A 15,905-nucleotide genomic window follows, 5' to 3' on the forward strand; every position below is an offset into this window, starting at 1 on the left:
TCAAGGCTCAAGGCTCAAGGCTCAAGGCTCAAGGCTCAAGGCTCAAGGCTCAAGGCTCAAGGGCGGGGGCGGGGTGAAGAAATCTTGCGTTGAGATCGACGAATAGCCAATCGCATAACTGAGCGCGGTGGAGCGATGCCCAAAAACATCGTCACGTTGGAAAGCGCAGTAAAATCGTTGCAGAGAACGATTCTCGCCCTCAGGCGATGAAGCCCGTCTTCCGCATCCAGTTTTCAGCCAATCCTGGCCACATTATGGTCTCCGTCCCCGGAATCCCCATGCCAAAGCCATGCCCTCCCGTCGGAAAAAGATGGCGCGCCGCGCTGATGCTCGTCTGGTGGCACGCCAATTCCAAAATGGCGGTGTTCGCAGGATTTGAAATCTGGTCGTCTGCGGCCTGAGCCAGAAAGAATGGCCTGAGGCCGCGATGGATATGAGTCTCCAGAGACCACATGGCGCTATCTTCAGGTGTAGGATGGGCGCCGATCAGCACCCGACGGGTGGACGTCCGATCATAAGGAGGCTTCAGCGTCACAATAGGGTAGAGCAGCAGGTTCAGATCGAGAGCAGAACTGGCGACGTCGATTGCGTCTGCTGAGGCGTAAATCGCCTCGTGAGACCGGGCGCTTGTCATGCCGAGAAGATGGCCGCCAGCCGAAAATCCGACGCCGCCAATCCGGTGCGGGTCGAGGCCGAGTGCGGGGGCGCTGTGGCGCATCATACGCACGGCCCGCTGCGCGTCCTGAAACGGTGCGAGGCGGCCTGCGCCCCAGCCTTCCATGGGAAGGCGATAGGCAAGGGTGAAGGCGGTCACGCCCAAGCCAATCAGCCAGCGTGCGGCGGCTTCGGCTTCCTTCTGCATCTGAATCCGCTGGTACCCTCCGCCGCCCGCCACCAGCATCGCCGCGCCGTTGGGGCGTTCCGGACGCCAGATCGTCAGCGTGGGCGTGGAGACGTTGGTGATTGCGCCGTGCGCCGAAACCTGTTCGGGGCCTGTGGGACCGCCGCCGCCGGGCGGCGCCCCTTCCCATAATGGCCATGTTCCAACGGCGTCGCCGGCTCTGGCGCGGGACAGAGCCGGCAGAGGCATCCCGCCAAACATCAATCCCGTGCTAGCGCCGATGAGCATCTGGCGGCGGGTTCGTGATCGTGTCACTGCGTCGTCTCCCCGATCAGGGAACTAATCTTCGTGCTTCAATCGTACTGAGCGTCTGGACCGATGTGCCGTAGCTAACGGGGGAGGCTCGTGACCGCGACATCGAGAGCTGTGGCTTGGCTGGTTTCCCTGTTGACGTCAGCGCCGTTGGCCAGACGCTGGTTTGGCGGTCCATCGAAAAGGCGTTCCGAAAAAGTGTCGACAGGAGCGGGCCGCCGGAGGGGGCGGGATCGAAAGCACCGCCCGACTATGCGCGTCCGCTACTCCCGAACGCGCTCGATATTCGCGCCGCATGCCGCGAGCTTCCGCTCCACGGCCTCGTATCCGCGATCAAGATGGTAGACGCGACTCAGGATCGTCTCGCCATGTGCGGCGAGGCCTGCGAGGATGAGCGAGAATGACGCGCGCAGGTCGGTCGCCATGACCGGCGCGCCAGACAGGGCGTGCACGCCGCGGATGATGGCGGACGAGCCGTGGACATTAATTCGCGCGCCCATGCGGTTCAGTTCCGGCACATGCATGAAACGATTTTCGAAGATGGTCTCAGTGACCATCGACGCGCCCTCGGCGACTGACAGCAGCGCCATGAACTGCGCCTGCATGTCGGTCGGGAAGCCGGGGTAGGGCTCGGTCATGATGTCGACGCCGCGCAGCGCCCCCGTGCGGCGCACCCGCAGCCCCTTCTCGTCTTCGGTCACTTCGACGCCCGCTTCTTCAAGCGTGCGCACCACGGCGCCCAAATCGTCCAGCCTGCCGCCCACCAGCCGAACGTCGCCGCCCGTAATGCCAGCAGCGCAGGCGTAGGTGCCGCATTCGATGCGGTCGGGCATGATCCGGTGCTCGGCGCCCTGCAGAGCCTCTACGCCGTCGATCACGAGCGTGCCGCTGCCCGAGCCGCTGATCCGCGCGCCCATCTTGTTCAGGCAGGCCACAAGGTCGCCGATTTCCGGTTCGCGCGCCGCATTGACGATTTCGGTGCGCCCTTTGGCGAGCGTCGCCGCCATCAGCAGGTTTTCGGTCGCGCCGACCGAGGCGAACGGAAGAATGATCCGCTCGCCCATCAGACCCTTGGGCGCGCGGGCGTTGATGTAGCCGTTCTCAAGCCGGATCTCTGCGCCCAGAGCTTCCAGTCCCTTCAGATGCATGTCGACCGGGCGCGTGCCGATGGCGCAGCCGCCGGGCAGGGACACGCGCGCTTCCCGACAACGGGCGAGCAGCGGACCGAGAACCAGAATCGAGGCGCGCATTTTCGAAACGATGTCGTAAGGCGCTTCTGTGCTGGTGATCTCGCCGCCGACGGCGTAGGCGCTGCCGTCGCCGTTGACGTCTTCAACCGCGACGCCGTGCTGGATCAGCAGATCGCGCATGGTCGCGATGTCGGCGATGCGCGGCACGTTGGTCAGCACCAGCCGTTCGGCGGTCAGCAGCCCGGCCACCATAAGCTTCAGACCGGCGTTTTTCGCGCCGCCAATGACGATCTCGCCACGAAGCGGCCTTCCGCCGCGGATGATGAAACGGTCCATCGTTCAGAGCCTCGGTGTCGTGACGCCGTGTTGTCCCATATACTTGCCCGCGCGATCCGCGTAGCTGACTTCGCATGGCGACGCGCCCTGGAAGAACAGGAACTGGCAGATACCCTCATTGGCGTAGATACGGGCGGGAAGCGGCGTCGTGTTGCTGATCTCGATCGTCACCTGGCCTTCCCATTCAGGCTCCAGCGGCGTCACGTTCACAATGATGCCGCACCGGGCGTAAGTGGATTTGCCGAGGCAGACGACCAGAGTGTCACGCGGAATGCGGAACCGTTCAATGGTGTGCGCCAGAGCGAAACTGTTCGGCGGAATGACGCAGACCGGACCTTTGCGGGACACGAAACTGTCTTCGGTGAAGGCCTTCGGATCGACGATGGCGCCGTTGACGTCTGTGAAGATGCGGAATTCGTCCGCGACCCGCGCGTCATATCCATAAGACGACAGGCCGTAGGAGATCACGCCCTCCCGCTTCTGGCTTTCGACGAAAGGCTCGATCATGCCGTCGTTTAACGCCCGCTCGCGGATCCAGGTGTCGGGCATTATGGGCATGAATCTGTCTCCGGGGCAGGCGTGTCGATACGGGCGGGCTGGTCGCGCGACGCTTCGTCGGCCGCACGGGCGCGGGCTTGCGCCTTACGCCGAAGCAGATTAGCGCGCAAGGCGTTGGCCTCAGCGGCTTTCCGCTCCTGCAGAGCGGCTTCGGCTGCAGGCGTGAGCCGTGGCTTCCGAGCTGGCGGGTTTTCAGTCGGCTGAGGCGCCGCGTCATGAGGCGTGTCGGGCTGGCGCGTCGTCATACCCGCTCGCGCGCCCAACTTGGCGTTGATATGAAAATACCGTGCATTGGCGCAGCTTATCCGAGTGGGGAGCAGCCCGCCAGCGTCCGCGGGGACTGTAATTGCGAACTGTTATCTCTGTAGTGAAACTTTCTCGGGCTCATCTACGTTATCGCGGCAGACGACTGTTTTATGGAGTGTCGACCCAATGGTAACGGTATCCTCAGTTAACCGCAGCAAATCGGACGTTAAGCTGACGCGCGTGGTTGCGATCGGCGCTGCGCTGCTCTCTCTTGCCGCTTGCAACACGGTGGCGGGCGCCGGCAAGGACGTCAGCTCGGTCGGGCACGATATGTCTCGCGGCGCCAGCTCGGCGCAGCAGGGGATCGCGAACTCGACCGGAGCGTCCTCGCAGTAATCTGCGTCGATCCGGCGCGGGTAGCCGCGATTTACGAAGCGCGCCGCGAAAGCGGCGCGTTTTGCGTTTGTGGAGGCCGAAGGCGCTGGGGCAGGCATGCCTCCGCAAGCGGTGAAGACCGTCGGCCTCTGAGGCGCTATGGTAGGGCAGGGCGACGGTCACCGCTTTGGCGGCCGCCCCGAGGGAAGATCCTGCCATGCGCGTTAGCCAATTATATCGCGAAGCACGGCCTGCGAACTGGCGCCGGACGATCCGGGTCGCGTTCGGGGCAGCTATCTTGTCAGTGACGGCTGTCGCGCACGCTGCTCCGCCTTCGAGCAGCCTGTCTCCAAGTCCGGCTTACGCCGATGGCACTGGCGATAGCGAAGTTGACGGCCTCAACGCCGCCCAGATAGGCGCGGCCTATGCGGGACCGTATTATCGAAGAGACCAGCCCGCGCCCGCAGCTCGCCCGGTGACGCTGCGGGGCGCGTCGATTGCAACGGCCGCGACGCCGCAGCCGCAGGGGCGGCCTCAGGCGGCGGGGACGGCAGGTGTCCCGGAAACGACTTCGGTGAAGCGCGGCGGGGTAGGTTATGACGGATCGTTGTATTATCGTGGCGCGGGTCGCCCGACGTTGCCGCCGCCGTCGCCCCGGTGACAGGCGTCGCGCTATCGGCCCGCTCCATAGCTGCGGCCCCGGCTGATGCGGTTTCTGCACCGCCGCCGTCTTATGTCTCATCCGCAGGAAGGCACACCTGAATCATGACGACTTCGCAAAACCGGGTCTCCAGCCCCTCGACCCTTGGCATTGTGCTCGACCGCTGGTCGCCCCGCGCATTCACTGACGCGCCGATTTCCTGGGACGAGCTGTCGTCCATCATCGAGGCCGCGCGCTGGGCGCCCTCCGCCTATAATTCGCAGCCCTGGCGCTTTCTGGTAGCCCGCAAGGGGACGCCCGAGTGGGAGACGTTTCTGTCATGGCTGATCCCGTTCAACCAGTCCTGGGCTTCGAACGCATCCGCCCTCGTCTACATTGCGTCCCGCACCGTCATGCTTTCGCCTTCGGGGGAGACCGTTCCGGCGACCACGCATGAATTTGACGCCGGAGCGGCTTCGATGCTGCTGCATCTGCAGGCTAATCATCTGGGATGGGCCACGCACGCGATGAGCGGTTTTGACGCGGAGGCGGCGAAGAAAGGGCTCTCGGCGCCGGAGGAATTCAAGATCCACGCGGCCGTCGCAATCGGGCGACAGGGGCCGGCCGAGTTGCTTCCCGAAGGCCTGCGGCCGCGTGAGACGCCGTCCGGACGTGCTCCGCTCGCGACTGTCGCGTGGGAAGGCCCGTTCAAAGAGCAGGAAGGCTGATAATTCGCCACGAGGCGGCGAAGTAACCATATCGCCGCCTTAAATCTCGTTTACTTTATGCGAGTAAGAACACTTCGCGCGTTGACTGCGCGGCTGCGGTCCCCTCTGTGTGATCGTGAGCCGCTGTTTTTTTGGGCGCGGCGGGACGTGACGGTGCGGCCGTCGGGTCCGGGAGGCGGAGAGCGGATCGGGTGAATCCAGGGAGGGCGGTATGGAGGTGACTGGTCTGGCGGCGGTGCTGCTTGCGATCGCGCTTCTTCTGGTGATCGTCAGCGCCGTGCAGCCGCTGGCCCGCAGACTGGAAGTCTCGGAAACCGTCTTGCTCGCGGTGGTGGGCATTGTGATCGGCGGTGGCGCTGATCTGGTGCTCCGTACGACGTACACCGATTCGCTTTCAGGCGTCGCCAGCAACGCCATCAATGGCGTTGCGGAGACGTTGCTCGACTTTCCGGTCAGTAGCGAGGTGTTCCTGCTTATCTTCCTGCCGGTGCTGGTTTTTCAGGGCGCGATGGTGATCGATGTGCGGCGCCTCGCGGACGAAACCGCCACGGTGCTGCTGCTCGCTGTCGTGGCCGTCGCGGTGTCGACCGCCACCATCGGTCTGGCGCTCATGCCATTCGCGCAGATGCCGTTGATTGTCTGTCTGCTCCTCGGCGCGATCGTGGCGACCACCGATCCGTCTGCAGTCGCGGGCATCTTCCGCGACATCGGCGCGGCGTCGCGACTGACCCGACTTGTGGAGGGCGAGGCCCTGCTCAACGACGCGGCCGCGATCTCCATTTTCTCGATCCTGCTTGCCGCCGTCACGTCGCACCACGCCATTCATCTCGGCGGCGCGGCGTTTTCGTTCGTGGTGTCGTTTGCAGGCGCCACGATCGTGGGCATCGTGGGCGCGCGGCTCATGCTCTACATGATCACCGCCTTGGGAAATGCCCCTGCTGCAGAGACGACGCTGACTGTGGCGTTGCCCTACATCGTCTACATTCTGTGCGACGAGGTGCTTGGCGTATCAGGCGTGGTCGCGACCGCGTCCGCCGGTCTCACGCTGTCGGTTTATGGTCCTTCGACCTTCCGCCCGCAAACATGGCGGTTCCTGAACGAGCTGTGGCAGCAGCTTGTGTTCTGGGCCGGGTCGCTCGTCTTCGTGCTCGCCTCGATGCTCGTTCCGCGTCTGCTGATCGGCATGACGCGCTGGGACGTCGTGCTGATCTTGATCGCGAGTTGCGCTGGCCTTGTGGCGCGCGCTTCCGTCGTATTCGGCATGCTGCCGCTTCTGGCGATGACCAGATTGGCTCCGCCTGTCCCGACGCCGTTCAAGGTGACGATGGTGTGGGGCGGCCTGCGCGGCGCGATCACGCTGGCGCTGGCGCTGGCGGTCACTGAAAATCCGCGCGTATCGACGCCCGTGGCCCATTTCGTCGGTATCATCGCCACGGGCTTTGTGCTCATCACTCTGCTGGTTAACGGCACCACCCTTCGTTCACTCGTAATCTTCTTCAGACTGGATCAGCTTTCCCCGATTGATCAGGCGATGCGCCATCAGGTTCTGGGCATCGCGCTGGGCAAAGTCGCCGAGCAGGCGAAGGAGACCGGCGAAGAGCTCGGGTTTTCTCCTGACGCGACAGGGTCGGTCGTGTCCTCGCTGGAAAAGCGGGGAGCGGAGGAGCAATCCACCAACACGTTCGACACTGCGCTCGGCGACCGACAGAGGGTGACGCTGGCCCTGATCACGCTCGCGAATCAGGAACGGTCGATCCTGCTCGATCTGTTCAAGATACAGGGTCTGTCGCGACGCGTGATGGAGAACCTTTTGCGCACGTCGGAAGCCATGGGCGACGGCGCACGGCTGGAAGGGCGCTTCGGTTACGTTCGGGCGCTTCGGCGGCGGCTGAGCCCCTCGCTGCGCTTTCGCATTGCGCAGGAGATCCATAACCGTTTCCATTACGACCGGCCGTTGATGGAATGCATGGCCGAGCGTTTCGAGATGCTGATGGTCATCCATCTCGTGGCGATCTCGTTAATGCGTTTCATGCGAGACCGTCTTGAGCCGACGCTGGGCAGCCGCATCAGCGAAATCGTAGGCGAGACGCTGCTCCGGCAACGCAAGATGCTGGATGAGGCGTTGACGACCCTGCGTCTTCACTATCCTGGCTACTCCGAGGCGCTGGAGAACCGGATTTTCCGGCAGATCGTCCTGCGGCTGGAGAGCGTCGAGTTCGACGAACTGCACTCGGAATCGTTGATCAGCGACGAACTGTACCGGGAACTGAATCGGGACGTGGAACTGCGAAAGCAGCGCCTTGGCAACCGTATGACGTTCAACCTGAAGAACAATATCGAAGATCGGCTGCGCCGGGCTACTGTGTTCGATGGGCTGCCAGCATCTGTCATCCACGACCTGGCGATGACCACTTCGCTCCGGTTCACCTCTCCGGGCGAGAAGATCATCCGACGTGGGCGCAAGACGCGTTCGGTGTTCTTCATCAGCGCGGGTCTGGCTGAAATGCACGTCGCGGAGAGCGATCTGCGCTATGGCGCGGGCGATTTGATCGGCGGGGTGGAGGCGCTGGAGGCGCGACCGATGCCTGGCACCGTGCGCACCCTGCAGTTCAGCCATATGTTGACCATCAGCGCCGCCCGCTTTGTCAGGCTGGTCGAGGAGTTTCCGGTCATCCGGGAGAATCTGGAAAAGCTGCGTTCCCGGACGGAAGACGATGCAATTCCGGCTATCGTTCATCTGGAGCAGGATTTCGACGAAGACAGTCCTCCGGGAGAAGCTGCGGTGGCGCTGCTTAACGAACCGGCAACGAAGTCCGACGAGCACCACGAAAACGCAACGTGGTCCTGAACGGCGGAGCCGCCGAAAAGCATGGTTGAGCGCGGAGAACGGCCGCTACCGCGTCGCCTGTGCGTGGTGACGGGTTGAAACGCCGATTGCGCTGCACTGGGTCGGGCACTATATTGCTCAAATGGTAGGCAGCATTCAAAACACGGGCGAACGCGCGGCAGGTTTGTCGCCGATTGATCTTGGCGGGGTGATTCTGGAGACGCCGGTCATTCTCGCGCCGATGGCTGGCGTGACGGACGTCCCTTTTCGGCGTCTCGCGCGGCGCCTGGGCGCAGGGCTCGTGGTCTCCGAAATGATCGCTTCGTGGGCAATGGTGCGGGAGAATGAGGCGACTCTTCGTATGGCCGAAGTCGCCGGGCCGGAGGGGTTGAACTCGATTCAGCTCGCAGGATGCGATCCTGATGCGATGGCGGAGGCGGCGCGCATCGCTGTCGGTCGGGGCGCCAATATCATCGACATCAATTTCGGTTGCCCCGTGAAGAAGGTGGCGGTCGGGCAAATGGCCGGATCGGCCCTGATGCGTGACGAAGTGGCGGCCGGCCGCCTGCTGGAGGCGACGGTGAGGGCAGTCGGCACGCCGGTGACGCTAAAAATGCGCATGGGCTGGGACCACGACCACCTGAACGCCCCGAGGCTCGCGCGTATCGCGCAGGAGGCGGGAATACGCATGGTGACGGTGCATGGTCGCACACGTCAGCAGTTTTACAACGGCGTCGCGGACTGGGGCTTCATCCGCAACGTCAAGGACGCCGTTCGGATTCCGGTTATCGTCAACGGCGACATTCTTACGGTGGAGGACGCGCGTGAGGCTCTGGCGCGTTCGGGGGCCGATGGCGTGATGATCGGTCGTGGTTGCTACGGACGACCATGGTTTCTGGCGCAGGTGGCGCAGGCGTTGAGAACGGGCGTGACGCCAGCAGATCCCGATCTGCCGACGGAGCGGGCCATTGTTCTCGAGCACTACGACGCCATGCTCGCGCATTTCGGGCGGGGGCCCGGCATGCGTCTGGCCCGCAAGCACGTGTCCTGGTACTCCGCCGGACTTCCGGATTCCGCCGGCTTTCGTTCGGCGGTGAACCGCATGGATGACGTCGAGGAGGTCATCGCCGCGATCAACGCGTTTTACGACAGGCAGATCGCCGCTGGCGCAATGCGGGAAGTCCGGAAATCGCGTGTGCTCGACGCTGCCTCCGCGGATGGCGGAGAAGTGGATGAACGGACGGAAGCGTTGTGCGCGGCATGAACCATCTGGCTCCGCGCAGCGTCTCGCGTGACGGGGCCTCCGGCGCCGTCGCTCAGGAGAGAATTCCTGAGGCCGCCCTGCTGCTGGATTGTCTGCCCGCGCCCGTGATGCTGATTGGCGCTGGGGACGCGATCCTGACCGTCAACAGCGCCGCCGAGATGTTTTTCGCCCGGTCGCGGGCTCAGCTGAAGCGCGAACCGCTCTCCGATCTGGTGCCTCCTGACCATCCGCTTTTTCTGTTGTTGAGGCAGGTGCGAGAGATCGGCGGCTCGGTGACGGAGCACGGACTGGTTCTGAGCACGCCGCGTTTCCAGCATGACGGCGTCAGCGTTCAGGGATCGGACGTGCCGGACTTCCCCGGGCAGGTGCTGCTGGTCTTTCAGGATGAATCTGCGGCGAAAGCGCTGGACCGACAGCTTACGTTTCGTTCCGCCGCGCGAAGCGTGGCTGGCATGGCGGCGATTCTTGCGCACGAAGTGAAAAATCCGCTGTCGGGCATTCGTGGCGCGGCGCAGTTGCTGGAGGGCTCCGTTGGAGAGACGGACCGGGAACTTGCGGTGCTTATTCGCGACGAGGCCGACCGTATCCGCTCGCTGGTGGAGCGGATGGAGATTTTCAACGAAAAACCGGTCGGAAGACGGCCGGTCAACATACACCGCGTTCTGGAACATGTGCGGACGCTTGCGGAGAACGGCGTCGCCAGCGGCGTTCCCATCGTCGAATCATATGATCCGTCCTTGCCGCCGGTCTGGGGAAATCGAGACGAACTGGTTCAGGTCCTGCTCAATCTTGTGAAAAACGCCGCCGAAGCGATTACCGGCGCTGGCGGGGGCGGGACGATCACCCTGGCCACCGCGTACAGGCAGGGCATTCGTCTGGCTGTGCCAGGAACAGGGCAGCGGCGGCACCTCCCGCTGCTCGTTACAATCAGGGACACCGGGCCGGGCATATCGGAAACCGTGCGCCCGCATCTGTTCGAGCCGTTTCTGACCACCAAGGCCGCGGGATCTGGTCTGGGGCTGGCGCTGGCCGGAAAGATCGTCAACGACCACGGCGGCATTATCGAGGTCGAAAGCCGCCCGGGATGCACGGAGGTCAGTCTGCATTTGCCGGTGGTGACCGAGGAAACCGGCGCGGTTGCATAAACTGCGGTCCGACGAAGCGGCGTCTGGAGATCGGGCGCTGCTTGCTGTAGTGCCTGCGCGAGCCGAAACCGGCTTCTCTTCATTTCCCGCATGCATGCGGGTTATTCTGTTTTCGAGAGATATTCCGTTCCCATGACTTTGCCCACGATCCTGATCGCCGACGATGACCGGTCGATCCGCACGGTTCTCAGTCAGGCCCTCGGGCGGGCTGGATATCAGGTGCGTTCCACCGCCAGCGCGAGCGCGCTGTGGCAATGGGTGGAGGACGGCGAGGGCGATCTGGTCATCACCGACGTCGTCATGCCGGACGAGAATGGTCTCGACCTCATTCCGCGCATCCGTCGCGCCCGTCCCGACCTGCGGGTGCTGGTGATGAGCGCGCAATCCACGCTGGTGACCGCAGTGAAGGCCACGCAGCGCGGCGCCTTCGAATATCTGCCAAAACCGTTCGATCTCACGGAGCTTCTTTCCGTCGTCGAGCGCGCCCTGGCCACGCCTGCGCCTGCATCGGGCCTGAGCGTCCCGCCGCAAGGCGACGACGGGATGCCGCTGATCGGCCGCTCCATGGCGATGCAGGATATCTATCGCATCATTGCCCGCCTCACGACGTCCGACCTGACAGTGATGATCAACGGCGAGAGCGGCACGGGCAAGGAGCTTGTGGCTCGGGCGCTGCACGACTACGGGCGGCGTCGCACTGGGCCTTTCGTAGCAGTGAACATGGCGGCGATCCCGCGTGACCTGATCGAGAGTGAATTGTTCGGCCATGAACGCGGGGCATTCAATGGCGCCACGGCGCGCAATCCGGGCCGCTTCGAGCAGGCGGCCGGAGGGACGCTGTTCCTCGACGAGATTGGCGACATGCCGCTGGAGGCGCAGACGCGACTGCTGCGGGTGTTGCAAGACGGCGAGTTCACTTCGGCGGGAGGCCGCAGCCCCATCAAGGCGAACGTCCGGATCGTGGCTGCGACGCACCGCGACCTCAATCAGATGATCCGGGCGGGCGCTTTCCGCGAAGACCTGTTCTACCGCCTCAATGTCGTGCCGATCCGCCTGCCGCCCCTGCGGGAGCGGGTGGAGGACATTCCGCTGCTCGCACAGCATTTTCTGGAGCGTTGTTCGGAGGGCGGTCAGCTTCCCAAGCAACTGTCCGAAGACGCCGTGGCGCGGCTTCAGGCATGGCGCTGGCCCGGCAACGTGCGCGAGCTTGAGAACCTGATGCGGCGCGTCACCGCGCTGTATCCGCAGGAGACCATCACCGGCGCGTTGATCGACCATGAGCTGTCGGAAAGCGTGCGCGAGGACTCTCGTGCGGCCAGCCATCAGGCCGCCCTCTCGGATGACGAGACGCTCTCCGATGCGGTGAGCCGCCATATCCGTCGTTACTTCGCCGCAGGTAACGACGGCGCTCCCTTGCAGGATGTGTACGACAGGGTGATCGCCGAGGTCGAACGGCCATTGATTCAGATGACGCTCGCCGCGACGCGGGGAAATCAGATCAAGGCGGCGGCGATGCTCGGTCTTAACCGCAACACCCTGCGCAAGAAGATCCGCGATCTGAATATTCCCGTGATGAAGGGGCCGATCGCGAGGGAGGCCGATTGAGGCGCGACGACACGCCGCGCGCCACATGCGTGTGGCTCTGTGCACCCACTGAACCGGGACTTCGTCGATGAGCGGGAATGAAACATCCGCAGAGGCTGCGCGTGCGAACGCCCCGTCAGCGGCGAACGCTCTGACGGCGGGCGAGGGGCAGGAGCGGCGCTTGTTGCTTGGGCGCATGCGCTGGGCGCTCGATCTGCGCAGCGTCGTCGTCATTCTGGTCGCGCTGGCGCTGGTTCTGGGATTCGCGACGTTCGTGGTGCTTTCGGGCGGCTCGGCGCTGGCCCATCACCCCGTGTTGCAGACCTGTGTGTTCGTCGGAAACGCGCTTGCACTTATCCTGCTCGCGCTTATTTTCGGTTCTCGCGTCCGTAGCGTTGTCGCCGATACGCGCAGCGGGCTGGCAGGGACACGGCTGCATGTCCGGCTTGTGGCCTTGTTCGGCCTCGTCGCGGTTGCGCCGACAATTCTTGTCGGCGTGTTTGCGACGCTGTTCTTCAATTACGGCATCCAGATATGGTTTTCCGACAGGGTCAACACGGCGCTGAACGAGGCGTTGCTCGCGTCGCGCGGATATCTGACCGAACACAACGCCAATATCCGCACAGACGCCTTCTCCCTCTCCAACTACCTTGTCAGCGCGGAAAACGAGCTGTCCGGGAATGGCGGGGACCTGATGCACGACCCGGCCAGTCTGGGGGAAATGCTGGACAGTCAGGCGACTGTGCGAGGACTGACCGAGGCGGTTGTCTATGACCCGCTGACCAACAAGGTCGTCGCGTCAGGTGGCCTGCTGAGCCATGCCGGTTACAACGAACCGCTTCCGCCTCCAGCCGCCACGATGATGGCGCGGGCGAACGATGTCGCGATTTACGACAGTCCGGATGAAAAATCGGTGCGGGCGGTCGTCTCTCTGGGCGTCACACCGGAATTGATGCTGGTGATAACACGTCCGGTCGATCCGGAAATCGTCGGCCACATGCGCAAGACTGAGCGCGTCGTCGCGGATTACCATCGCCTGAACAACAACCGCGCGAAGATTCAGTTCACGTTCGTGATGATCTTTGCGCTGGTGGCGCTTCTGGTCCTCGCGATGGCCGCGTTGATGGGGCTTGCGCTTGCAAACCAGATAGCGCGGCCCCTCGGGCTTCTGATGGTCGCGTCGCGCCGGATCAGCGAGGGCGATCTCGCGGTCCGCGTTCCAGAGGGCGGCGGCGACGACGAAATCACCAGCCTGTCGCGCGCGTTCAACCGAATGACTGACGAACTGTCGAGCCAGCGTTCGGAGCTGATGTCGGCCTACGCGCAAATCAACGAGCGGCGCCGCTTCACGGAGGCTGTGCTATCGGGCGTGTCGGCAGGCGTGATCGGCCTCGACGCGCTGACGCGGGTCGAACTGCCGAACCGGGCCGCGTCGGAGCTGCTCAACCGCGATCTTACGCTTGCGGTCGGCGAAAAGCTGTCGGATGCGATTCCGGAGTTCGCCTCTATCCTCGACGATCTGCGTCAGGGCTCGGACCGCGCTCTGACGAGGGAAGTGCAGATCGGGCCAACAGGAAACCGCCGTGTGCTGCTGGTTCGGGTCGCAGCCGAACTGCGGGGCAGCGTCACACGCGGCTACGTGGTGACATTTGATGACATCACCGCGCTGCAGGCGGCTCAGCGGAAGGCTGCGTGGGCTGACGTAGCGCGTCGTATCGCCCATGAGATCAAAAATCCGCTGACCCCGATCCAGTTGGCTGCGGAGCGCCTGAAGCGGCGCTTTCTGCGGGAAATCACGTCCGACCCGGAGACGTTCCAGCAATGCGCTGACACAATCGTGAGGCAGGTTGGCGACATCGGGCGTATGGTGGACGAATTTTCGTCCTTTGCGCGCATGCCGCAGCCGAAAATCGCGACGGAGGAAGTGTCGCGCATCGTGCGGGAGGCTTTGGTGCTTCAGCGCGACGCCCACCCGGAGATCGTCTATTCAGTGATCGGGCCGGACCATGGCCTTGTCGCGCCGTGCGACAGGCGGCAGATCGGACAGGCGCTGACCAATCTGCTGCAGAACGCGGCTGACGCCATATCGATGACCGGTCGGGCGAACATTGCGGCGCTGGCCACAGACAGGCGAGACGACAACGTTGGGGACGCTCCGCGCGTTCATCATCCGGATGGCGTGATCGGCGCGATCACCGTCGAAATCACGGAGAAGGACGGACGCGTGAGCATAGCCATAGTGGACGACGGGGTCGGCTTGCCGCGGGAGGACCGGGATCGGCTGACCGAGCCGTATGTCACTCACAAGCCGAAGGGAACCGGTCTGGGGCTGGCCATCGTGAAGAAAATCATGGAAGACCATGAAGGCAGTGTTCAACTCTCCGATCGGCCCGGGCGCCCGGGAAGCGAGGCAGTTCTGATTTTACCCGTCAAGGATTCAGCACGGAAAGAAAACGATGGCGTATGAAGTCCTGATCGTTGATGACGAGCCGGATATCCGCATGCTCATCGAAGGCGTGCTGCATGACGAAGGATACGAGACCCGGGTAGCTGGTGATTCGGAGGCGGCGCTCGCGGCTTTCCGCGCCCGTCGCCCTGCGCTGGTGATTCAGGATATCTGGTTGCAGGGATCGAAGCTGGACGGCCTTGATATTCTCAAGACCATGCATGCGGAGGATCCCTCCGTTCCAGTCGTAATGATTTCCGGGCACGGTACGATCGAGACGGCCGTCGCGGCTCTTCAGCACGGCGCGTACGATTTCATCGAAAAGCCTTTCCAATCGGACCGACTGCTCGTGGTGACGCGTCGCGCGATCGAGGCGTCTCGTCTGGCGCGTGAAAACGCGGAACTGCGTCTTCGCGCCGGACCGGAAACCACGCTGTTCGGTGAAAGCGCTGCTATCGCCGCCGTTCGCACGCAGGTCGAACGCGTCGCCCCGACGGGATCGCGCGTGCTGATCACAGGTTCTCCCGGCGCGGGAAAGGAAGTGGCGGCGCGCATGATTCACGCGCGGTCGCGTCGCGCGGAAGGCCCGTTCATTGCGCTAAACTGCGCCACCCTGGCGCCGAGCCGATTCGAAGAGGAGCTGTTCGGCCTGGAAGGTCCGGAGGGAGCGCCGCGACGCATCGGCGTTTTGGAACGTGCGCATGGCGGCACGCTGCTGCTCGACGAAATCTCGGACATGCCGATCGAGACGCAGGGCAAGATCGTCCGCGCGCTCCAGGATCAAAGTTTCGAACGGATTGGCGGGGCTACGCGCGTACGTGTCGACGTGCGGGTGATCTCCACCACCAATCGCGATCTGCATGTGGAGATCGCGGCGAGCCGATTCCGTGAGGATCTGTTTTACAGGCTCGCCGTTGTGCCGGTGCGTGTGCCCAGCCTGCGCGAACGGCGCGAGGACATTCCGGATCTCGCGCGGCTGTTTCTCACGCGCGCGGCCGAATCGGCGGGATTGCCGGTGCGGGAACTGAGCATGGACGCCATTGCGGCGTTGCAGGCTTATGAATGGCCCGGCAACGCGCGAGAGTTACGGAATCTGATGGAGCGCCTGCTCATCATGATGCCGGGCAACGGGACTGAGCCGATTCGCGCGGATATGCTGCCTTCGACAATAGCGGAAGGCGCTCCCGCCCTTCTGAAGCTGGATTCGAACGCCGACGTGATGAGTCTGCCGCTACGCGAGGCGCGAGACCTGTTCGAGACACAATATCTGCAGGCCCAGCTTTTGCGATTTGGCGGCAACATCAGCCGGACAGCTGGATTTGTCGGCATGGAGCGCAGCGCCCTGCACCGCAAGCTGAAACAGCTTGGCGTGACAGCGGACGAACGCGCCGGAGTATAGGCCGGGGGCAGGAG

13 protein-coding genes are annotated in these 15,905 nt (G+C 63.7%); 9 read left to right on the forward strand and 4 right to left on the reverse strand.

Annotated elements, in window-relative coordinates; genetic code table 11:
• Window positions 1-199: 199 nt before the first annotated feature.
• The 4 genes from J2D73_RS07380 to J2D73_RS07395 all read right to left on the reverse strand — a co-directional run bounded on the left by J2D73_RS07380 (window position 200) and on the right by J2D73_RS07395 (window position 3,482).
• Window positions 200-1,156 (reverse strand): alpha/beta hydrolase, encoded by a 957-nt coding sequence (locus J2D73_RS07380; protein ID WP_341535046.1) that lies wholly within the window; start codon window positions 1,154-1,156, stop codon window positions 200-202.
• A gap of 260 nt (window positions 1,157-1,416) precedes the next feature.
• Entirely contained in the window at window positions 1,417-2,679 is a 1,263-nt protein-coding gene (murA, locus tag J2D73_RS07385; RefSeq protein WP_207880967.1) for a UDP-N-acetylglucosamine 1-carboxyvinyltransferase, read from the reverse strand.
• Between the two features lie 3 nt (window positions 2,680-2,682).
• Window positions 2,683-3,237: a dCTP deaminase gene (gene dcd, locus J2D73_RS07390; RefSeq protein ID WP_207880969.1), complete on the reverse strand. Its 555-nt coding sequence runs from the start codon at window positions 3,235-3,237 to the stop codon at window positions 2,683-2,685.
• Window positions 3,228-3,482 (reverse strand): hypothetical protein, encoded by a 255-nt coding sequence (locus tag J2D73_RS07395; protein ID WP_207880971.1) that lies wholly within the window; start codon window positions 3,480-3,482, stop codon window positions 3,228-3,230. Before J2D73_RS07395 ends, dcd begins: the two co-directional genes overlap by 10 nt.
• A gap of 187 nt (window positions 3,483-3,669) precedes the next feature.
• Here J2D73_RS07395 and J2D73_RS07400 point away from each other — a divergent pair, with 187 nt between their 5' ends.
• The 9 genes from J2D73_RS07400 to ntrX all read left to right on the forward strand — a co-directional run bounded on the left by J2D73_RS07400 (window position 3,670) and on the right by ntrX (window position 15,891).
• A complete protein-coding gene (locus J2D73_RS07400) occupies window positions 3,670-3,879 on the forward strand; it encodes an entericidin A/B family lipoprotein (RefSeq protein WP_207880973.1) in 210 nt (69 codons plus the stop codon).
• Window positions 3,880-4,075: 196 nt separating this feature from the next.
• Window positions 4,076-4,519: a hypothetical protein gene (locus J2D73_RS07405; RefSeq protein ID WP_207880975.1), complete on the forward strand. Its 444-nt coding sequence runs from the start codon at window positions 4,076-4,078 to the stop codon at window positions 4,517-4,519.
• Between the two features lie 104 nt (window positions 4,520-4,623).
• A complete protein-coding gene (locus J2D73_RS07410; protein ID WP_207880977.1) occupies window positions 4,624-5,226 on the forward strand; it encodes a nitroreductase family protein in 603 nt (200 codons plus the stop codon).
• Between the two features lie 211 nt (window positions 5,227-5,437).
• Entirely contained in the window at window positions 5,438-8,074 is a 2,637-nt protein-coding gene (locus tag J2D73_RS07415; protein ID WP_207880979.1) for a cation:proton antiporter, read from the forward strand.
• 121 nt (window positions 8,075-8,195) lie between these two features.
• Window positions 8,196-9,317 carry a tRNA dihydrouridine synthase DusB gene (gene dusB, locus J2D73_RS07420; protein WP_207880980.1) on the forward strand — a complete coding sequence of 374 codons (1,122 nt, stop codon included), beginning with the start codon at window positions 8,196-8,198 and terminating at the stop codon, window positions 9,315-9,317.
• 107 nt (window positions 9,318-9,424) lie between these two features.
• A complete protein-coding gene (locus J2D73_RS07425) occupies window positions 9,425-10,462 on the forward strand; it encodes a two-component system sensor histidine kinase NtrB (RefSeq protein WP_243429772.1) in 1,038 nt (345 codons plus the stop codon).
• A 132-nt stretch (window positions 10,463-10,594) separates the two neighbouring features.
• Window positions 10,595-12,067: a nitrogen regulation protein NR(I) gene (ntrC, locus tag J2D73_RS07430; protein WP_207880982.1), complete on the forward strand. Its 1,473-nt coding sequence runs from the start codon at window positions 10,595-10,597 to the stop codon at window positions 12,065-12,067.
• 175 nt (window positions 12,068-12,242) lie between these two features.
• Window positions 12,243-14,513 carry a sensor histidine kinase NtrY-like gene (locus tag J2D73_RS07435; protein WP_207881129.1) on the forward strand — a complete coding sequence of 757 codons (2,271 nt, stop codon included), beginning with the start codon at window positions 12,243-12,245 and terminating at the stop codon, window positions 14,511-14,513.
• Complete coding sequence (ntrX, locus tag J2D73_RS07440; protein ID WP_207880983.1) at window positions 14,503-15,891, forward strand: nitrogen assimilation response regulator NtrX; 1,389 nt, start codon at window positions 14,503-14,505, stop codon at window positions 15,889-15,891. The genes J2D73_RS07435 and ntrX overlap by 11 nt, the downstream gene beginning before the upstream one ends.
• Window positions 15,892-15,905: the final 14 nt, after the last annotated feature.

It is taken from the genome of Acetobacter sacchari, from assembly GCF_017377715.1.
Lineage (GTDB): Bacteria > Pseudomonadota > Alphaproteobacteria > Acetobacterales > Acetobacteraceae > Acetobacter > Acetobacter sacchari.